The sequence below is a fragment of the Pseudoxanthomonas mexicana genome, from assembly GCF_010093385.1.
Classification (GTDB): domain Bacteria; phylum Pseudomonadota; class Gammaproteobacteria; order Xanthomonadales; family Xanthomonadaceae; genus Pseudoxanthomonas_A; species Pseudoxanthomonas_A mexicana.
Genome location: NZ_PDWV01000015.1, coordinates 17,450 through 37,523, shown reverse-complemented (window position 1 = coordinate 37,523; position 20,074 = coordinate 17,450). Strand labels below are relative to the sequence as shown.

The following is a 20,074-nucleotide window of genomic DNA, read 5'->3' as shown; positions in this document are numbered from 1 at the left end:
AGGGACAGGCGGCTAGCCGTCCCGCGGCGGATTGATGGCGGCACGTGCTTCATCCTGCAGGGTCGCCCAGGATGCATCAGACGATACGAAGGCACTGAGCGTCATGAAATGCTCGCGATCCCCCTCGGGCGCTAAGACCAATCCGTTGCCAGGTAGTCGCCAGCTACCTCGAAGGCAGACCATCAGCTCCAGCAGGAGCTGCGCAACGGTAAGTCCGTTTGCGAAGTGGCCGTGGGAGTGCGGCACCTTGTCTACTTTGTCTATCCACCTGCCCTTCGCATCCAGCAGCTTGTCGACGGGGATGGCAGTGCCACCAAAGCCTGAAGAGACCCCTGGCAGAGAGGCCTTGCAGAACCCCTGCTCCCAACTGCCATAACCGTGCGAGGCACCATCCAGATGCTGGGCAGGAACATACACAAGCAGGAAGGCCAGGCTGCCACAAGTATTTCTGGCCTTGAGCAGTTGCTTCCTGAGCCTTTCATAGCTCCCGCGAAGCTTGCCGGTGGAGGTATCGAACACCTTGGCTTGGAGAAGGCAATCCTTGGCGCCATGGACAGAGCTCACCACCAGCCGCAGATCCGCCCCATTTTTGGCTTCCTGCTTGGCTGTCGTCTTCGATAGATCCAGGTGGATCGGGGCGCCACCCGATATGAAGTGTGGTCCTGGGTGGTTAAGCCAGAGGCACAACATGTCGCAGAGTTCATCGGTCAGGGTCCGCTCGTCTGATCCAAAGCATTCCAGCTTTGCGGCCAAGTGCGCACCGACCGAGCGACCCGCAGCGCCCAGGTGGGCAGCATTGGTCACGACAGAGAACGAGAACGCAGTCGACGACACCATGTCTAGAAAGCTCCTGAAGTCGAGCTCCGCCCCCCCGGTGCTCGATAGCGACACAGGGTCGCCTCCCCATTTAGAGCGATCTTAGGTCGACCTCGGCCGCCCAACAAGTGAACGCGAGCACGGGGCGGCAGGGGCACTTACCCCTCGGTATGCGGCAGATCAGAGCGTCACCACAACACGCCTGCGAGCCTCACGCTTCAGTGCCCGAGGGAAACATGCAGCTGAATCTCTTTCGTCAAGCTGGGCGGCAAGTCGGACGCCCGCGCCGTGTTGGCACGTCTTAAAGCGTTGGTTGGAAACAGGCCCGATCAGGTGAGCGAGCTAACTTCAGCGCCAGCAGCCCCGAATCTGGATTCAGCGTCTCAGAGCACAACTGATCGCATCCAGCCTCGGTTAGGTCGCAAGGCTGCGGCTAAAAGCCGACATCCGAGCTGCACTTTTGGCGACATTCGGCCAATTTCCTTGTAGATAACGGAAGATTGGTGCATCTGTCGGCCGCCGTTCATTTTTCATTCATCAAAAAAATCCCAGCTTTTGATGGGACGAGTCTCGCCTTATGGCGCAATCAATCCTGCTTTTTGCCCGTTTCTACATGGCGTGAGCAGCGACCGGCCGGCCCGGCGCCACCAGCCGTCAACTTTCGGAGCATCCATGCGGTTGACAGGGCGGGGCCCGGTTTCCAGACTTCCGCGACTGTAATCCGCCGAGGCCGCGATGTCCGCTCACATTTCCAGCGATACCTCCCTGCTGCGCCACGACTGGCAACGGGAGGAGCTGCTGGCGCTGTTCGACCTGCCGTTCCCGGACCTGCTGCATCGGGCCGCGACCGTGCATCGCGCGCATTTCGATCCGGCGGAAGTCCAGGTCTCCACCCTGCTGTCGGTGAAGACCGGCGGCTGTCCGGAGGATTGCGCCTACTGCCCGCAGGCGCAGCGCTACGACACCGGCGTGGCTGCGCAGAAGCTGATGGACGCCGAGCAGGTGCTGACGAAGGCCGCGCAGGCCAAGGCCGCCGGGGCGTCGCGCTTCTGCATGGGCGCGGCCTGGCGTTCGCCCAAGGACCGCGACATCCCCAAGGTCGCCGAGATGATCCGCGGGGTGAAGGCGCTGGGCCTGGAGACCTGCGCCACGCTGGGCATGCTGAGCGGCGCGCAGGCGCAGGCGTTGAAGGAGGCGGGCCTGGACTACTACACCCACAACCTCGACACCGCACCCGACTTCTACGGCGACATCATCCACACCCGCCAGTACCAGGACCGTCTGGACACGCTGGCGCATGTCCGCGATGCGGGCATGAAGACCTGCTGCGGCGGCATCGTCGGAATGGGCGAATCGCGCGACCAGCGCGCCGGCCTGCTGCAGGCGCTGGCGAACCTGCCGGCGCATCCGGATTCGGTGCCGATCAACCGCCTGGTGCAGGTGGCCGGCACGCCGCTGCACGGCACCACCGAGCTGGATCCGTTCGAGTTCGTCCGCACGATCGCCGTCGCCCGCATCGTGATGCCGGCCTCGATGGTGCGCCTGTCGGCCGGCCGCGAGGCGATGAGCGACGAACTGCAGGCGCTGTGCTTCCTGGCCGGAGCCAATTCGATCTTCTACGGCGAAAAGCTGCTGACCACCGGCAACCCGGACACCGAGCGCGACCAGGCCCTGTTCGCGCGCCTGGGCCTGCGACCCATGCAGGTGCAGGTGGAAAACGTGCACGACCATCACAGAATGGAAGGCGCCGGCAGCGGTACGGTGCACGCCGACATCACCCATCCTGCGCCGTGCTGCGGCCAGGCGGCGTAGTCGGGGGCACGACAGGGGACAGGACGAAGGCCATCACGCCGGCGCGGGCATCGCGTCCCGGCGCGTCGGTGTCGGCGCGTCCCGGCCGCCGCCGATGCGCGCTCCCGTACCCGGTCCCGAACCCATGACACGCCCCGACCTGCACGACCGCATCCTCGCCCAGCGCCAGCAGCGCGTGGCCCTGGCGCGCCAGCGCACGCGCCGCACCGTCAACCGGCGCGATGGCGTGCGGGTGGAGGTCGAGGGCCGCTGGCTCACGGAGTTCAGCAGCAACGACTACCTGGGCCTGGCGCAGCAGTTCGAAGTCACCAACGCACTGCAGGACGCCGCTGCACGCGAGGGCACCGGTGCCGGTGCATCGCATCTGGTCAGCGGCCACCATGCGGCGCACGACGGGCTGGAGCGGGACATCGCCGACTGGCTGGGCTATCCCCGTGCGCTGCTGTTCGGCAGCGGATTCCTCGCCAACCTGGCCGTGCAGCAGGCGCTGCTGGAGGATGGCGATGTCTGCGTGCAGGACCGTCTCAACCATGCCAGCCTGCTTGACGCCACGCGGCTGGCAGGCGCCAAGCTGCGCCGCTATCCGCACCTGGATCCCGAAGGCGCCCTGCGCCAGCTGAAGCTGCAGCCGGACGGCGCCGCCATGCTGGCGACCGACGGCGTCTTCAGCATGGACGGCGACACCGCGCCGTTGCGTGCGCTGAGCCTGGTCGCGCGCATGCAGCAGGCGCTGTTCTTCGTGGACGACGCGCACGGCGTCGGCGTGCGCGGACCCGAAGGTCGTGGCAGCGTGGCCGAAGCGCGCATGGGTGTGGCCGACGTGCCGCTGCAGCTGGTCACCCTGGGCAAGGCGCTGGGGGGCTACGGTGCCGTCGTCGTGGGCGAAGAGACGCTGATCCAGCATCTGGCCGAGACCGCGCGCCCCTACATCTACACCACCGCGCTGCCGCCGGCGCTGGCGGCGGCCACCCGCGTGGCGGTGAAGCACGCGCGCCGCGACCAGTGGCGGCGCGAGAAGCTGCAGTCGCTGGTGGACCGCTTCCGCAGCGGCGCGCAGCGCGCCGGACTGCAGCTGATGGCCTCGGAATCGCCGATCCAGCCGGTGCTGTGCGGCAGCGATGGCAACGCACTCGCGTTGGCGGCGGCGCTGGACAGTGCAGGCTACCTGGTGCCGGCAATCCGGCCGCCGACCGTGCCGGACGGCAAGGCGAGGCTGCGGGTGACCCTGTCGGCCCTGCACTCGCCGCAGGACGTGGACGGTCTGATGGACACCCTGGCGCGCTCGTGGGAAGCGGTGCAGCGCGTGCATGGCGCCGTGGCCTGAGGCGAACCCCCTTCTGCGATCCCGGGGCACGCGGGATCGGCGACAATACGCCGCATGCATATCGAAACCCTCGGCAGCGGCCCCTCCCTGGTGCTGCTGCATGGCTGGGCGCTGCATGGCGGCGTATTCGCCCCGCTGGTGCAGCGGCTCTCCGACCGCTACACGCTGCATCTCGTCGACCTGCCCGGGCACGGCTTCAGCCGTGACAGCGAGGTTCCGCTGACGCTGGACGCCACTGTCACCGCCATCCTCGCCCGCACGCCGCCGGCCGCCTGGCTGGCATGGTCGCTGGGCGGGCTGTTCGCGCTGCATGCGGCGGCATCGTCGTCGCAGGTGCGTGGGCTGGCCATGATCGCGGCGACGCCGCGCTTCGTGCGCGACGGCGACTGGCCGCATGGCGTGGAAGGCCGCGTGTTCGCACAGTTCGGCGACGACCTGCGCAACGACTACGCCGGCACGCTGGAGCGGTTCCTCGCGCTGGACACGATGGGTTCCGAGCACGCGCGCAGCGAACTACGCACGCTGAAGCACGACCTGTACGCGCGTGGCGAGCCGGCACCCGAAGCCCTGCAGCAGGGCCTGCACCTGCTCGAGCAGTCCGACCTGCGTGCAACGCTGCCGGCACTGTCCGTACCCACGCTGTGGCTGGCCGGGCGCCGCGACCTGCTGGTGCCGACGAAAGCGATGCAGGCGTCTGCCGCCGTCACGCCGCAAGCCACTTTCGTCGAGATCGCCGGCGGTGGCCACGCGCCGTTCCTGGGTCACGCCGACCGCGTGGCGGCCGACGTGGACCGCTTCATGCAGGCGCTGCCGCTCGGAGCCACGGCATGAGCACGTTCGACCATCGCCACATCCGCCGTGCGTTCTCGCGCTCGGCCGCCGGCTACGATGCGGCGGCGGCGTTGCAGCACGAAGTCGAGAAGCGCCTGCTGGAGTCGCTGGACTACTTCGCCCTGCGGCAGGGCCAGGATGCAGCCGATCCGAAGGTGGTGCTGGACGTGGGCTGCGGTCCCGCGCACGCGGCCGCCGCCATGCGCAAGCGCTGGCCGAAGGCGCAGGTCGTCGCACTGGACCTGGCGTTGCCCATGCTGCGCGAGGCGAAGAAGCAGGCCGGCTGGTGGAAGCCGTTCCAGCGCGTCTGCGCCGACCTGCGTGCACTGCCCGTGGCGGAAGCCAGCGTCGACGTGCTGTTCTGCAACCTGAGCCTGCAGTGGGTGGACGACCTGCCGGCCGCGTTCGCCGGCTTTCGCCGCGTACTGAAGCCCGGCGGCCTGCTGGTGTGCTCGACGTTCGGACCGGAAACGCTGCAGGAACTGCGCGATGCGTTCGCGCAGGCCGACGATGCGCCACATGTCAGCCCGTTCCCTACCATCGCCCAGTTCGGAGATGCGCTGATGCTGGCCGGCTTCCGCGATCCGGTGCTCGACCGTGACCGCTTCACGCTGACCTACGACGACCTGCCGGCGTTGATGCGCGAACTGCGCGCGATGGGCGCGACCAACGCCTTGCACCATCGCCGGCATACGCTGACCGGTCGCGCGCGCTTCGCGGCCGCGGCGGCAGCCTACGAGCCGTTGCGTCGCGCGGACGGCAAGCTGCCCAGCACCTGGGACGTCATCTACGCCCATGCCTGGGCGCCGCCGGCGGGCGCGCCGATACGTGAGCAGGGGGAGGACATCGCGGCGGTGCCGCTGTCGAAGATCCCGATCCGGCGACGCGGCGAGTAGCTTCACCGCGTAGGTTCATCGCACGGGCTCGCTGCGGCCCGCTACGCGTCGCGCCGGCTCAGGGATTGTCGCGGCGCACCTGCCGGATCCAGTCCTGCAGGTTGTAGTAGTTGGTGACGCGCGCGATGCGGTCGTCGCGGATATCGAAGAAGGCGCCGCCCGGCAGCGCGTAGGTCTGGCCATCCGCCGGTGGCAGGCCTTCGTCGGTATGCAGGTACTCGCCATGCACCACGTATTCGGCGGCGGCGCGCAGGCCATCCTGGGTGACCAGGACCACGATGTCGCGCAGCTGTTCGCGGTAGCTGGCGTTCATGCGCCCCAGGAAGGCCGCGAACGCCTCGCGCCCCACTTCGCGCGCGCCCTGGTTGAGGTCGTGCACCACGTCCTCGCTCAGCATCGCCAGCATGCCTTCCCAGTCGCCGCGGTTGAAGGCGGCGTAGTAGCTGAGGACGAGTTCGGTGGCGCGGTCCTGCCGGCGCGTGCCGTCGATCTTCATGGCGGATCCGGGTGGTGGGCGAGCTGGCGATGATACGCCACGCCTTCAGCGCGGCAGGCGGTCGCGGTGGAAGAAATACACTTCCTGCAGCAGGAAACGCCAGCGCGTGGCGAAGGTGCGGAAGCGACTGGTCGGCGTGGGCGAGCCGACCGCGCGGATGCCGAGTTCCTTGCTGATGCGCAGCGCGCGCGCCATGTGCAGCGGGTCGCTGACCACGATGACGTCGTGCAGCTGGTGCTGCTGCATCAGCAGCGATGCCTGGCGCAGGTTGTCGTGGGTGTTGCGCGACAGCGATTCGATCAGGATCGCCTTGTCGGGCACGCCCTGGCGCAACGCGTAGCGGCGCGCGACCTGCGACTCGGAGAAGCGTGCGCCGACGCCGCCGTAGCCGCCGGTGAAGATCAGTTTCGGCGCCAGCCCGCGCTTGTACAGGTCGATGCCGTGGCGGATGCGCTCTTCGAACACCGGCGACGGCTTGGCGTCGTAGGCGGCCGCGCCCAGCACGATGATCGCATCGGCGGGCCGGGCGTCGTCGCGCTGGCCGACCCAGGTGATGTAGGCGGCCACGCCGGCGAGCCAGAACAGGACCACCAGCAGCAGCCGCCAGGTCCAGCCGAACACCCCGCGCCGGGGCTTCCTGCGACGCGCGTTCATGCCGCGGCCTTCCAGGGCAGGGCGTCCAGGTCGACATTGCCGCCGGACAGGATCACGCCGACCCGCTGTCCGGCCAGGCGCTCGCGCTGGCGCAGGATGGCGGCCAGGGCGATGGCGGAGGAGGGTTCCACCAGCAGCTTCAGGCATTCCCACAGCAGCCGCATCGCGATGAGCGTTTCGGCATCGGGCACGGTCACCACCTCCACCCGGTGCGCGCGCAGCAGGGCGAAGTTGGGTGCGCCGAGCGTGCCGCGCAGGCCGTCGCAGAGGGTATCGGGGATGAAGTCCACGCGCAGTTCACCGGCGGCCAGGGATTCGGCGGCATCGGCGGCACCGGCCGGTTCGGCGCCCATCACGCGGCAGCCGGACGCCGTGGCGGCCACGGCGAGCGCCGTGCCCGACAGCAGGCCGCCACCGCCCACCGGTGCGACCAGGACGTCCAGCGGGCCTTCCGCGTTGATCAGTTCCAGCGCAGCGGTGCCCTGGCCGGCGATGACATGAGGATCGGTGTAAGGGTGTATCAGGCGGGCGCCGGTGTCCGCCTGCACCCGCACCGCCGTCGCCTCGCGGGCGGCGATGGTGGCCGCGCAGGTGTGCAGGGTGGCGCCCTGACGCGCGATGTTGGCCCGTTTGGCGGCGTTGGCGCCTTCCGGCACCACCACGTGGCACGGGATGCCCCGCGTACGCGCGGCCAGGGCCAACGCGGCGCCATGGTTGCCGGACGAATGCGTGACCACGCCGCGGACCGCCGTCGCTTCGTCCAGCGCCCATACAGCGTTGCACGCGCCGCGGAACTTGAAGGCGCCCGTCCGCTGCAGCGGCTCGGCCTTGAAATGCAGCTCGCAGCCGGCCAGCGCATCCAGTGCGCGCGAGCGCAGGACGGGCGTGGCGTGCGCATGGGGTGCGATACGGGCGGCGGCGGCAAGGACGTCGTCGTAGGTGGGCAGGGGCATCGACATGCCGAAAGGTTAACGCATCGTCGCGGTTCGCCGCCGGCTGAAGCGGGCCCGCACCGGCAGGACGCGAACGGCCACCGTCCGGACGGGTTAAGCACGGATTCAATGCATCGGGCCGATGCTGCCTGCAGAATCCCCGGGGGGTCCCGACATGAAGCGCTCATCCTTGTACGCCCTTGCCGTCGCCAGCCTGTCCCTGGGCGGCTGTGCGACGTACGACTACGTCGGCGACACCGCCCCGGGCGGTTACTACCACGGCCGGCCCAGCACGCAGTACTACGATCCTTACGGCGGCGGCTATTACGGCGGGGGCGGCGTCTATGGCAGCTACGGGTACGGCAGCCCCTACGGCTATCGCGGCTATTACCCCTATTACGGGTACTACGGCCCGTACTATCCCTATTACCCGCCCCACCATCACCCGCGCCCGCCGCGTCCCGGCGACAGCGACAAGCCGCCGGGTGGCGGCAACCGTCCGCCCCCGTGGCGTGACCCGACCGGTCGCTGGCGTGAGGGCGGCTCACAGCCGATGGTCCCCAACCGGGCGGGCCAGGCGTTGCCGTCGCCCAGCCAGCCGCGCGTGGGCGGGGGTGGCTACCGTCCGCCGCGGGTGATGCCGGCGCCCTCGGCGCCCCGTGCGACCGAACGCCCGCAGCGGATGGAGCGGATGGAGCGGCAGGCCCCTGCCCGGATCGAGCGTCCGACCCCGCCGCCGCGTCCATCCGGCCGCTCGGACAACACCATCCGTCAGCGCGAACCCTGATCCGGGGCCTCGGAGCGGTCCGAGCCGTTGCTTTCCCCCTGCCGTCGTCGCAGGCTGCGAACATCAGTTGACCGGTTGCGTCGCTTTCTGACGTAAGCGGCAATAAAGGTTCAATGTCGACGTCCGGTGGGGAAATCTGGATCCCCCCTGTTCCGGCCCTGCCGGACGTCGGCGCCTAACAAAAAGCCCGGCCAAGCCGGGCTTTTTTCTTGCTCTGGTATCCTGCGCGCAGAAAAAAGGGGCCGGCAGTCCCCCGACTACCGGCCCCTCGGCATCCCCGGCGTGCGCATGGCTGGCCCCTGTTCCAATTACCAGCCCGGCGCCCCTGGTCGCTTGCCACGACGGGTGCACGGGAATACAGCAGGAAGCGTGCCAACTTCCCCTGCCTTCATGCAGGACGCCGCCCTCCCATCCGATAGCCCACCGGCCTCCGCCACCTACCGCCTCATGAGCCCGAGCTTCCACCACTACGACGTCATCATCATCGGCGGCGGCCATGCCGGCACCGAGGCCGCGTTGGCGTCCGCACGCGCCGGCGCGCGCACGCTGCTGCTGACCCACAATGTGGAAACCGCGGGCGCGATGAGCTGCAACCCGGCCATCGGCGGCATCGGCAAGGGGCACCTGGTCAAGGAGATCGACGCGCTGGGCGGCGTGATGGCGTGGGCGGCGGACCGCGCCGGCATCCAGTGGCGCACGCTCAATGCCTCGAAAGGCCCGGCCGTGCGCGCGACCCGCTGCCAGGCCGACCGCGCGCTGTACCGCAGCGCGATCCGGCGAGCGGGGGAAGCGCAGCCGAACCTGACACTGTTCCAGGCCGCCGTCGATGACCTTGTCATCGAGAACGGCGCCGTCCGCGGCGCGGTCACCCAGACGGGACTGACCTTCCATGCGCCGGCGGTCGTACTGACGGCCGGCACCTTCCTCGCGGGCAAGATCCATGTCGGCGAAACGCAGTACGCCGGCGGGCGCGCCGGTGATCCGCCGGCCACCGCCCTGGCGCAGCGCCTGCGCGAAGGCGCGTTCGTGGTCGATCGGCTGAAGACGGGGACGCCGCCGCGCATCGACGGACGCCCGCTCGACTATTCGGTGATGGAGGAGCAGCCAGGCGACGATCCGCGGCCGGCGATGTCGTTCATGGGCAGCGCCGCCGATCATCCACGCCAGGTGTCGTGCTGGATCACGCATACCAGCGAACAGACGCACGAGATCATCCGCGGCGCGCTGCACCGTTCTCCGATGTACTCCGGCCAGATCGAAGGCATCGGCCCGCGCTACTGCCCGTCCATCGAGGACAAGGTGGTGCGCTTCGCCGAGAAGGCCAGCCACCAGATCTTCGTCGAGCCCGAAGGCCTCGATGTCGCGGAGATCTATCCCAACGGCATCTCCACCTCGCTGCCGTTCGATGTGCAGCTGGCGCTGGTGCGCAGCATCCGTGGCATGGAGCACGCGCACATCACGCGCCCGGGTTACGCCATCGAGTACGACTTCTTCGATCCTCGCGGGCTCAAGGCGTCGCTGGAAACCAAGGCGGTCGCCGGCCTGTTCTTCGCCGGCCAGATCAACGGCACCACCGGCTACGAAGAGGCGGCGGCGCAGGGCCTGCTCGCCGGCCTCAACGCCGCGCGCTTCGCGCAGCAGAAGGAGGCCTGGTCGCCGCGCCGCGACGAGGCCTATCTCGGCGTGCTGGTCGACGACCTGATCACGCACGGCACCAAGGAGCCGTACCGCATGTTCACCAGCCGCGCCGAGTACCGGCTGCAGCTGCGCGAGGACAATGCCGATCTGCGTCTCACCGAAACCGGCCGCGCGCTCGGCTTGGTGGATGACGCGCGCTGGCAGCGCTTCGAAGCCAAGCGCGAGGCCATCGCGCGCGAGACCGGCCGCCTGCGTGCGCTGTGGGCCACGCCTGCGAATGCCTTGGGGCGCGAGGTCGCCGACACGCTGGGCGTGCAGGTCAGCCGCGAGACCAACGTGCTCGACCTCATCAAGCGCCCGGAGCTGGACTACACGAAGCTGATGGCGGTGCCGTCCATTGGTCCCGCCGTGGACGATGCGCAGGTCGCCGAACAGGGCGAGATCGGCGTGAAGTACGCCGGCTACCTGGCCCGCCAGCGCGACGAGATCGAACGCCAGCAGCGCAACGAATCCACGCCGATCCCGGCGGGCTTCGATTTCGCCAGTGTGCGCGGCCTGTCGGCCGAAGTGCAGCAGAAGCTGGAACGTGTGCAACCGGAAACCATCGGCCAGGCCCAGCGCATTCCCGGCATGACGCCTGCGGCCATCTCGCTGCTGCTGGTGCACCTGGAGCGGGCGCGGCGTACGCGGGTGGCGTAAGCGCCGCTCGGCTGTTGTAGGAGCGACGTAAGTCGCGACCGTGGATTTTCAGCGACGACGCACCATCCATGCAGGAGAGCAAGCCTTGCACGCGGGAAAGCGTGCGGTCGCGACTTGCGTCGCGCCTACAGGGGTTCTTCGGGATGCCGCTGCTTCCATGCCGCCAACTGCTCCCGGTAGTGCTGCAGCTGCTCCGCATACAGGTCGTGCACGCAGATCGGGCAGCCGCTGTTGCAGCAGTCGCTGGGCAGCGGCGGCTCGGGTTCGACCGGTCGGGGGTCGTCGTCGGGCCTCACTGGGCGCCCATTTCCTTCAGCAGGTGGGGCGCGGGATACACCTTGCCCATCAGCCAGCGCAGGTAACGCATGTCCACGTGCACCGCGCGCTTGTAGCGCGGGTCGAACATCCAGCTGGCGCTGACGGATTCCCAGTTGCTGTCGAAGTTCAGGCCGATCAGTTCGCCACGTGCGTTGAGTACCGGTGAACCCGAATTGCCGCCGGTCGTGTCCAGGTTGGTGAGGAAGTTGACCGTCTGCGTCTTCAGCGCCGGATCTTCGGTGCCGGCGAAGTCGCCTTTCGCGATCGCATCCAGCAATGGTTTCGGCGCGTCGAACGGCACCTGGCCGGTGTTCTTTTCGACGATCCCGGCGACCGTGGTCACCGGCGTGTACTGCACGCCGTCGCGGGGCGAGAACCCGTCCACCCTACCGAAGCTCACGCGCAGGGTACCGTTGGCATCCGGATACAGCGCGCGCCCCTGCTGCCGGCGCCAGGCGAACAGCGCACGCATGTACGCCGGGCGAAGACGAAGCTGCTCGCCTGCGCGGGTCTTGCGCTCCTGCTCCAGGGCCAGCTGCACCGGTACCAGCGACGCCGCCAGGTCGATCAGGGGATCGGCCGCCATCGGCCTGCCTTCGCGGGCTGCGGCGAAGCGCGACAGGCGTTCGGCCTCGTCGCCCAGTTTCGTGTTCGCGTAAAGCGCATCCAGTGCCTGTTTCAGTGCGGCGGGCGTGCGGCCGAAGGCGGCATCGAAGCCGGGCAGGCGCTGCGCGTCCGGCAGCTGCTGGTAGCGCGTCAGCAAGGCCGTGAGCAGGGCTTTCTCCACCTCCGGCGCATAGCGGCGCTGCACCTGCTTCAGGACGCCTTCGATCAGGGCGTGGTCGCGAGCCTGGTAGCCGCTCTCGCGCTCGGCGTCCGGTTTGGCCGATTCCACGCGCAGCCGTTCCAGGGTGATCGCGGCGCGCATCAGCTGGGACTGCGAACCGAACAGGGACAGCAGCAGTTCGCGCTCGCGCATGGCCGAGCCGCCGGCGATCGAAGCGGCAAGCGCGTCGATGTCCGCCCGCTCCTTCGCCGCCACGTCGGTCGCCAGCATGCCGCGTTCGTCCTCGGCGCGGACGCGCACGGCATCGCTGCGACGCAGGCCTTCCAGTTCGCCCGCGGCGCGCTTGCGGTTGTTCTTCAGCGACTGCAGCTGCGCGGCATAGCGCGTCTTCGCGTCGGCATCCTGCCTGCCGGCCGTTTCGATCACGTCGATCAGCTGGTCGAATACCGCCACGCGTGCCGGCAGCGTCCAGTTGACCTGCTCGTCGAACTCGGCGGCGGTGCGGTGCCGGTACGTCGTGCCCGGGTAACCGGCCAGCATCGCGTAGTCGCCGGCCTTCGGTCCGTCCTTCGCCAGCGACAGGTGCGCGGGCGCGCGATAGGGCACGTTGTCCGGGCTGTAGGCGGCCGGCTTGCCGTCCTTGCCCACGTAGGCGCGCAGCAGGGTGAAATCGCCGGTGTGGCGCGGCCACATGAAATTGTCGATCTCGTCGCCATAGTTGCCGATCGCGCGGGGCGGTGCGTAGACCAGGCGGATGTCGCGCAGTTCCAGCTGTTTGATGCGGTAGAAGTCCGTGCCGTAGTACATGTTCGCCACGCTGCAGCGGACGCCGGCTTCCTGCTCGCAGTCGGCGACGATGGCCTTGCTGGCGCGGTCGACGGCGTCGAAGTACGCGCGTCCGGTCTTGCCGGCCGCATCCTTCAGCACGGCGTCGGTCACCTTGTCGTAGCCCACCGTGACCAGCACGCGGAAATCCGGATTGGCAGGCAGCTCGGCGGCAGGATCGCCGGCAATGAAGCCGTCGTCGATCAGGCTGCGCTCGGCCTTGCTGTTGTACTGGATGACGCCGTACGCCACGTGATGGTTGGTGAGCACCAGCCCGTCCGGCGAGACGAAGGCGCCGGTGCCGCCACCGGCGCGCACGACGGCGCTCAAGGGCGCGGCGGTGACGTCGGCCAGCGTCTTCGGGTCGCCCTTGAAGCCGGCGTCGCGCAGCGGCTTGGCCAGCTGCGGCAGCTGCGAGGGCATCCACATGCCTTCGTCGGCGTGGACGGGCAGGGCGAAGGCGATGCCCAGGGCGAGGGCGGTCGTCGTGAGTCGGCGGCGCATGGTGCGGATCCAGCGGAGGAGACAGTCACGATATCGGGTTCGGCCGCGGTGCGGCAACGACGACCCGTGTCGGGTCGTCAGCGTGCGTCGCCAAGGAAGCGTCGCCAGCGTTGCGCCGCACGCTGGATGCCTTCGTGTTCGGCGTCCGCCAATGCGCGGAGCGGAGCGAGCGCGATGTCGGCGTCGCCGGCGCGCTTCCACGTCGCCACCACGCGGCCCTGGACGATCGCCGTGGCAGCGACCAGTCCGTTGATGCCGATCACGCGCCGGGTATGCGGGGCGTCCAGTACCGGCGTGCGGTCGCGGTAGCCGATCAGGTATTCGTCGAACGCGGGCAGCAAGTGGATGGCGCGCGACCGTGGGGGGATGGGAGCGTCGGCGTGCCACCACCACGTCGTACCGTCGCGTGTCTCCTTCTCCAGCGCGGGGCCGGCGAGCTCCAGTGCCCGCAGCGCATCCTTCTGCGTCAGTCCCGACCACCACGCAAGATCGGCGGCGGTCGCCGGTCCATGGCCCTGCAGATAGCGCAGCGCCAGCCGGTGCAAGGCTTCGTCGCGGCCCAGCGGTGCACTCGGCGGAACCCAGGCATCCATCAGCACGAATGTCGGCTGTTTGCCATGCCGCGGCCCCTGGCAGATCGCACCTTCGTGCGCCAGCCAGTTCAGCAGGTGCAGGCCGCGCTGGTGGGCGCTGGCGAAGCCCGCGGCGTCCATGCAGGCATACAGCGCGGACCGCGTGACCGGGGTGCCTGCGGCGAGCGCCTTCTCGACCACGTGCCGGCCCCGGGTCAGTGCGGCCGCATCCAGTCCCAGGTCGCGGGCGATGCGGGCCGCATTCGCGGCCTGCACGCGCGGCGCCAGCAGCGCCACCATCCATCGCACGTCCTCGCGCGCCAGCAGGTGGAGCGTGCCGCGCATCGGCCAGGTGCGCACGATCTCGCCGCGTTCGATCGCCTCCTCCACCTGCGCCAGCGTGGCGCCCTGGGTGCGCAGGCCGACGGCCCACAGCGCCGCGTGGTAGTCCTGCGCCTGCATGGCGCCCAGATGGCGCACCGCACCGGCGGGAGATGCCGCCACGGGCGCGCTGATGCCCTGCGCATGCAGGCGCCGCGCCGTCAGCGACGGCGGCACGCTACTTCTCCTTGCGCCAGTTGATCGAGCCGCGCGTCTCGATGGTGCTGGATTCGATTTCCACGTCGAAGCCCTTGCGCAGCAGGTACTTCAGCGTCACCGCCGAACCGGAGCCGATCATCGACACGCCGTAACTGACGTATAGCTTGGGCGAGAGGTACTTGCCCACGCCGAACACCGAGCCGCCCAGCGTGCGCGACTCCAGCACGCCGGCATCGTCCAGGCCGATCTTCGCGCCCAACTGCGATGCCAGCAGGCCGGCGCCCGCCCCCAGCGCCGACGAGGCTGCGTTGATGCGCTGGCTTTCGTCGCTGCTGGCGGTATTGAGCGAGCGGCCCAGCACCAGGTAGGCGAGCGCTTCGGATTCGGACATGGCCGGGTTGGACCACACGCGTGCGCGCGGCTGGCTGGCGCGGCCGGTCACGTCGATGCCGGCGGTGACGCTGGCGCTGACCACCTCACGCTCGGCGCGGATGTTGATGCGCGGATCGGAGACGGCGTTGTTGCTCCATGTCAGCTCACCGCGGGTGATGCGCAGCTTCTGCCCGTAGGCCTCGTAACGGCCATCCACGTCCAGCCGGCCCGTGGCCAGCATCTCGCGGCCTGGCTGCGAACGCACGTGCAGCGTGCCGGCCAGCGTGCCCTCCAGGCCATAGCCTTTCAGCTTGACCTCATCGCCGACCTTCAGCGACAGGTCCAGGTCCAGCCGCGAACTGGGCGCACGCTCGGGATCGGCCGGGTCCAGCACCACCACGTCCTCCGAGGCGGACACGCCTTCGTCCAGCTTCTCCACGTCGATGGTGGCCGAGGGAATGCCCACCTCGCCGCGGACCTGGATGGTGTTGTCGGCGAAGCCCACCTGGATGTTCGGCGACGCCACCGCGCGCAGGTCGGTGGGGTCGGCGACCAGCACGTTGTCGCCGCGCACCTGGAACTGCAGCGGCGTGGTGTCGTTGTTCCAGCCCAGCGTGCCCGACACGTTGAGGATGCCGCCGGTGCCGGTGCCGCCGGTGGACGACACGGTCTTCATGCTGCCGTCGATGCGCGCGCTGCCGTCCGACAGCGCGACCAGTTCGGCGCCACCGTCCACCAGCGACACGCCCAGCGCCGGCAGTTCACCGGTGAATTCGGTCAGCGTCGCCTCGCCGCTGAGCAGTGGATGCCCGCGCGTGCCGGCCACGCCGATGTGGCCGGCCAGCTTGCCGCGCGGGCGTACCAGGTCGGGAGAGAACAGTTCCATCCAGAACAGGCGCGAGTTGTGGAAGTACAGGTCGCCCTTCAACGGCGTGAACGCATCCCACCCGGTGTTGAAGGTGGCATCGACGTAGCCGTCGCCCTTGAAACCTGTGCCCAAGCGGCCCTGGATGCGCTGCGGGGTGAAATCGACATCGAGGGTGAAGTTGTCGTAGCGGATGATCTCGCCACGCGCCGTGGTGCCCATCTTCAGGCCGCCATCCAGCGAAGCCAGGTGCACCTCGCCCTGCCATGCATTGCCGGCGGGGCGCAGCGTCGCATCGAGGGTGAACTCACCGCGCAGCGTCAGCGGGCGGCCGTTGCTGGGCGGCAGCCAGGGCTGGACCAGCGCCAGCGACAGGGCTTCGCCGCGGACTTCCAAACCCTGTCGCGGCCAGTTGGCCGTGGCGCACAGCGCGCCGCCGATGTCCGAGCCCAGGCAGCTTTCCGACAGCGTCCAGTTGGCACCGTTCTGCGCGAAGCGCGCCGGCTGCCGCAATGTCCACGGGTTCCCCTTCGATGGGGCGATGCGCAGCGCGTCGAGCGTGCCATGCCAGTCGGCACCGCGCTTCCGCGCAGCGCCCGACAGCGCGACCGCGCCCATGGCGTTGCGCGCATCGCCGTCGAAGCGCAGGTCTTCCACCGCACCCCGAGCATCGAGTTGCACGCTGTCCAGTACCGTCCCGACATCGACAGCGCGGCCCTGCAGGGCGAGTTCGCCATTGCCGCTGCGCCAGGGCAGGCGGCCGCGCAGGCTGAGCGCGCCGGCGCTCCAGTCGTTCCAGCGCAGGTTTTCGCCCCCCAGGTCGGCTTCGATGTCCGGCGCGGTGCGCGCGCCGGCCAGCGCGATCGAGCCCGCCAGCGTGCCGCTGGCCCCCGGTGCCAGGTCGGCCAGATTCAACGGACGGAAATCCGCGTCCACGTCCAGCGTGTCGCCGACCTTGCCCTTGGCGGTGACCCGGCTGCCGCCCAGCGAGAGCGCGAGATCGCCCTGGCCGTTGTGGCCGTCCAGCGCGAACGTGCCGCGCGCGTCCAGCGGTCGGTCGCGCAGGCGCCCGGCGAGCTTCGGCACGTCCAGCGTGCCCTGGAACAGGCCGTCCTCACGCTGGCGCCCCTTGGAGGTGAGGTTGCCGGAGAGGCTGCCGTTCCATCCCGCGGCGAAATAGCCGGGATCGAAACCGGCCAGCGTCGCCTTCACGTCCCAGTCCAGCACCGGCGACCAGCCGACGGTACCGGTCGCATCCAGCGTGCCGGTCGGCATGGTGGCGCGCAGCGTCTGCAGTCGCACGCGCTCGGCGTTGCCGCGGCCGTCGAACTCCAGCAGCGCGCTGTCCTCGCCGCGCGTCAGCGTGGCCTTGCCGATGGCGGCCCAGGCTTCCCGCTTGCCGGCCAGGCCGAAGTCGCCCTCGGCGCCGATCATGCTGTCCGCTTCCGTGCCCCAGCGCAGACCACGGGCATTCACCGCGAAGCGGAACTCGGGATTCTCCGGCACGGTGAAATCCGCGCGCCCGCGCAGCGAGGCGTAGCCGTCGAACGCACGGATGGCCAGCGGCTCCACGGTCAGGACTTCGCCGTCGATGCGCGCATGCGAGGGCTCGATCACCACGGCGATATCGCCCTGCTGCACCGAGCCCTGCAGATCCGCCGCACCGCCGGCGCCCTTGGCCACCAGGTCGAATGCCACCGGCGTGCTGTCCTCCATCACGCCCAACAGCGACAGGTCCAGCGCTTCGGTTTTCGCGGCGAAGTTCCAGGTGGGCTTCGTCTCGCCGCGCAGCGTCAGCGTGGCGCGCAGCGGCGCCGGTGCGGCGCCGGCCAGGCCGACGTTCATCCGTGCGCGATTGCCACGGGCCACCAGGCCCAGGCGGGCCGGGGTGCGGCCCATCGCGGCCGGAAACACGCCGGTCGCCGTCAGGTCCATGTCGTAGTTGTCGCGCGGTGCGTAGTCGCCCTGCACGCCGAACGCACCGCGGTCGCTGGCGATGGCCAGCTTCTCCGCGTGCACGTACCCATTGCCGATGTCGATGGCGCCGGTCGCGCGCGAAATGTCTATGACCGGCTGCCCGCTCTGGCGCACCAGGAAGCGGTCGATCTCCAGTCGGTCGGCCTGGATCGCCAGCGGCATTTCGATCTGCGGCAGCAGGTCGGGCCAGTGCGGCAGCTCGAACGGCTCATCGCTCTTTGGCACGTCGAGCATCGCGCCGCGCAGCTTCAGCACGTCCAGGCGCAGGCGCTTGCCGAGCAGCGGTCGCAGGTCCGGTTCCAGGTAGACCTCGTCGGCGGTGAAGCGGATCGTGTCCCAGCGGAAATCCACGCCACGCAGGGTCAGCGGACCGGCGATGGGGCCCTCGACCGACCGGTACGTCAGCGAGGCGTCCGCGGGCAGTCGCGCCTGGATCTGCGCCAGCAGCACGTCGCGGCCGGCGACGGTCTGCAGCAGCCAGTACAGGCCGATGCTCAGCAACACCACCAGCACGCCGGTGCCGATCGCGCTGCGGATCGCCAGCGTGCGCATGCGCGCACGGCGGCGCGCGCGCAGCTCGGCGATGCGCGCTTCGCGCTCCTCGGGCGTCAGGTTGTCGGGTACGCGTCGCTTCACAGGTCGGTCCCGATGTTGAGATAGAGCTGGAAGCTGGAATCCGGATCATCCAGTCCATGCGCGATGTCCAGCCGCACCGGCCCGACCGGCGAACGCCAGCGCAGGCCGACGCCGATGCCGGTGCTGAGCTGCGGGCGAGTGCCGTCGAAGGCGCTGCCGGTGTCCACGAACACCGCACCGCCGTAGGGGCCGCCCTTGGGATAGAACTCGTACTCGACGCTGCCCGTCAGTACGTTCTTCGCGCCCAGCGCGTAGTCGCCCCGGCGCGGTCCGACTTCGCGCCACGCATAGCCGCGGATGCTGCGGTCGCCACCGGCGAAGAAGCGCAGCGACGGGGGCATGGCCACCAGCGAGCTGGTGAAGGTGTGGCCGTACTCGCCGCGCACGATCAGCGCGCTGTTGGTCTTGTACTGCTGCGACCAGCGCGCGCGCATGTGGAACTGCAGGAAGTTGGCATCCGAGCCCGCGCCTTCCACGCCGCCGCGCAGCAGGATGGAGCCGGCCAGCTGGTCGGGTCGGTTCGAGCCGACCGGCGAGTTGGTGTAGTCCGCGCGCAGCGAGGGATAGGTGAAGGTGGCGTACTGCACGGCGGTGTCGGGCAGACCGGTAAGCGGATCGTTCTCGACATAGCGCCAACGCTCGCGCAGCGCGTGGATCGAGGCGACTGCCGTCCAGTCCTCGCTGACCTGCCCGCTGCGGCTGCCCGTGAACTCGACATGGCGCAGGTCGATGTAGTCGGTCTGTTCGTCGCTGGCCTGCAGGCCGACGGTGTACCAGCCATCCAGCCACTTGAAGGCGGGGATGCGGTACTGGGTGAGCAGCGTCTTGCGCTTCTGCGCGTAGTCCAGGTGCGTGGACAGCTTGTGCCCGCGCGAATTGACGTAGCGCCGGTCCAGGCCCAGGCGGATACCGGGGCCGCTCTCGGTGCCGTAGCTGACGCCGGCGGTGTAGATGTCGCGCTTGGCCAGCTCCAGCTTGACATCGATCGGCACGCGGCCGTCCTCGGCCTTGTCCGGGTTGGCCTGGATGTCGATGCTGGAAAAGTAGTCTAGCCCCACCAGCGATTCCCGCAGGCGGTCCAGCTTGCCCTGGTGGAAGTAGCTGCCTTCCTCCCAGTACACCAGCTTGTCCAGCAGGCCCTGATCGAACTTGTCCTGGAGGAAGGTGGTGGGGCCCATGTCGTAGCGGATGCCGCTGACCCAGCCCAGTGCGATGTCGGCGGCGTGGTCCGCGCGGGTGACTTCCACGCGGCGGTGGGTGAAGTCGGCGTCGAAGTAGCCGCGGTCGGCCAGGCGGCGCACGATGGTCAGCTTGCTGGCTTCGTAGGTCGTGTGGTCGAACACGTCGCCGACCTTGGGCGCGAAGGCCTCCAGATCCTCCTTCAGGTAGCGGTCGTCGCCGCCCTCGCCTTCGATGGACAGGTCCCGCCGGCGCACGCGCACCGGTTCGCCCAGCTGCACCCGCACGGTGACCGTCAGGCGTTCATCGTCGGCGGCTTCGGTGCGCGGCGCGTCGACGGTGATGGTGGGCGAGTAGTACCCGAACGGCTCCAGCGCCTCGCGTGTCTCGGCGACCGCTTCGTCGAGCAGGTATTCCAGGCGCGACTCTGCCAGCCGCTTGCCCAGCGAGTCGTTGAGGGAGAGCGCGGTGTTGACGTTCTCCACCATCAGTTCGTCGTCCAGGCCCTCGATGTTCACCTTGTCGACGATGGCCGCCGCCCAGGCAGGCGCCGTGGAGGCAAGCAGGACGACGAAGGTGGCGAGGCGGGGGAGTCGACGCATGCGGGCAGGATA

General features: G+C 69.3%; 15 protein-coding genes. 6 read left to right on the top strand and 9 right to left on the bottom strand.

The features are described 5' to 3' along the window. Positions 1-12 precede the first annotated feature (12 nt). A complete protein-coding gene (locus CSC76_RS07525; RefSeq protein ID WP_162109412.1) occupies positions 13-837 on the bottom strand; it encodes a hypothetical protein in 825 nt (274 codons plus the stop codon). 714 nt (positions 838-1,551) lie between these two features. On the opposite strand from CSC76_RS07525, the gene bioB reads away from it, so the two are divergent. The 4 genes from bioB to bioC all read left to right on the top strand — a co-directional run bounded on the left by bioB (position 1,552) and on the right by bioC (position 5,679). Next, positions 1,552-2,628: a biotin synthase BioB gene (bioB, locus tag CSC76_RS07520; protein WP_162109411.1), complete on the top strand. Its 1,077-nt coding sequence runs from the start codon at positions 1,552-1,554 to the stop codon at positions 2,626-2,628. 124 nt (positions 2,629-2,752) lie between these two features. Next, positions 2,753-3,952: an 8-amino-7-oxononanoate synthase gene (bioF, locus tag CSC76_RS07515; protein ID WP_162109410.1), complete on the top strand. Its 1,200-nt coding sequence runs from the start codon at positions 2,753-2,755 to the stop codon at positions 3,950-3,952. 54 nt (positions 3,953-4,006) lie between these two features. After that, a complete protein-coding gene (gene bioH / locus CSC76_RS07510; protein WP_162109409.1) occupies positions 4,007-4,783 on the top strand; it encodes a pimeloyl-ACP methyl ester esterase BioH in 777 nt (258 codons plus the stop codon). Next, the gene (gene bioC, locus CSC76_RS07505) at positions 4,780-5,679 is read left to right on the top strand and encodes a malonyl-ACP O-methyltransferase BioC (protein ID WP_162109408.1); all 900 of its coding nucleotides are present in this window, start codon (positions 4,780-4,782) and stop codon (positions 5,677-5,679) included. The genes bioH and bioC overlap by 4 nt, the downstream gene beginning before the upstream one ends. A 58-nt stretch (positions 5,680-5,737) precedes the next feature. Here bioC and CSC76_RS07500 read toward each other — a convergent pair whose 3' ends face one another. Genes CSC76_RS07500 through CSC76_RS07490 form a run of 3 tightly spaced genes read right to left on the bottom strand, consistent with a single transcriptional unit; the run spans position 5,738 to position 7,788 of the window. Continuing rightward, positions 5,738-6,175: a ketosteroid isomerase-related protein gene (locus CSC76_RS07500; protein WP_162109407.1), complete on the bottom strand. Its 438-nt coding sequence runs from the start codon at positions 6,173-6,175 to the stop codon at positions 5,738-5,740. 45 nt (positions 6,176-6,220) lie between these two features. Beyond that, positions 6,221-6,829 carry a YdcF family protein gene (locus tag CSC76_RS07495; protein ID WP_162109406.1) on the bottom strand — a complete coding sequence of 203 codons (609 nt, stop codon included), beginning with the start codon at positions 6,827-6,829 and terminating at the stop codon, positions 6,221-6,223. Continuing rightward, positions 6,826-7,788 (bottom strand): pyridoxal-phosphate dependent enzyme, encoded by a 963-nt coding sequence (locus CSC76_RS07490; RefSeq protein ID WP_162109405.1) that lies wholly within the window; start codon positions 7,786-7,788, stop codon positions 6,826-6,828. Before CSC76_RS07490 ends, CSC76_RS07495 begins: the two co-directional genes overlap by 4 nt. A 148-nt stretch (positions 7,789-7,936) precedes the next feature. On the opposite strand from CSC76_RS07490, the gene CSC76_RS07485 reads away from it, so the two are divergent. Next, a complete protein-coding gene (locus tag CSC76_RS07485; RefSeq protein ID WP_162109404.1) occupies positions 7,937-8,548 on the top strand; it encodes a hypothetical protein in 612 nt (203 codons plus the stop codon). 447 nt (positions 8,549-8,995) lie between these two features. Continuing rightward, positions 8,996-10,885 carry a tRNA uridine-5-carboxymethylaminomethyl(34) synthesis enzyme MnmG gene (gene mnmG, locus CSC76_RS07480; protein WP_162109438.1) on the top strand — a complete coding sequence of 630 codons (1,890 nt, stop codon included), beginning with the start codon at positions 8,996-8,998 and terminating at the stop codon, positions 10,883-10,885. A gap of 125 nt (positions 10,886-11,010) precedes the next feature. Here the strand turns inward: mnmG and CSC76_RS07475 are convergent, their stop codons facing one another. The 5 genes from CSC76_RS07475 to CSC76_RS07455 form a co-directional block, all read right to left on the bottom strand. After that, a complete protein-coding gene (locus CSC76_RS07475; RefSeq protein WP_162109403.1) occupies positions 11,011-11,181 on the bottom strand; it encodes an oxidoreductase-like domain-containing protein in 171 nt (56 codons plus the stop codon). Continuing rightward, positions 11,178-13,319 carry a S46 family peptidase gene (locus CSC76_RS07470; protein WP_238394902.1) on the bottom strand — a complete coding sequence of 714 codons (2,142 nt, stop codon included), beginning with the start codon at positions 13,317-13,319 and terminating at the stop codon, positions 11,178-11,180. The genes CSC76_RS07475 and CSC76_RS07470 overlap by 4 nt, the downstream gene beginning before the upstream one ends. 77 nt (positions 13,320-13,396) lie before the next feature. Further along, the gene (locus tag CSC76_RS07465; RefSeq protein ID WP_162109402.1) at positions 13,397-14,449 is read right to left on the bottom strand and encodes a winged helix DNA-binding domain-containing protein; all 1,053 of its coding nucleotides are present in this window, start codon (positions 14,447-14,449) and stop codon (positions 13,397-13,399) included. A gap of 1 nt (position 14,450) precedes the next feature. Continuing rightward, complete coding sequence (locus tag CSC76_RS07460) at positions 14,451-18,197, bottom strand: translocation/assembly module TamB domain-containing protein (protein ID WP_162109436.1); 3,747 nt, start codon at positions 18,195-18,197, stop codon at positions 14,451-14,453. 80 nt (positions 18,198-18,277) lie between these two features. Then, entirely contained in the window at positions 18,278-20,062 is a 1,785-nt protein-coding gene (locus tag CSC76_RS07455) for an autotransporter assembly complex protein TamA (RefSeq protein ID WP_162109401.1), read from the bottom strand. Positions 20,063-20,074: the final 12 nt, after the last annotated feature.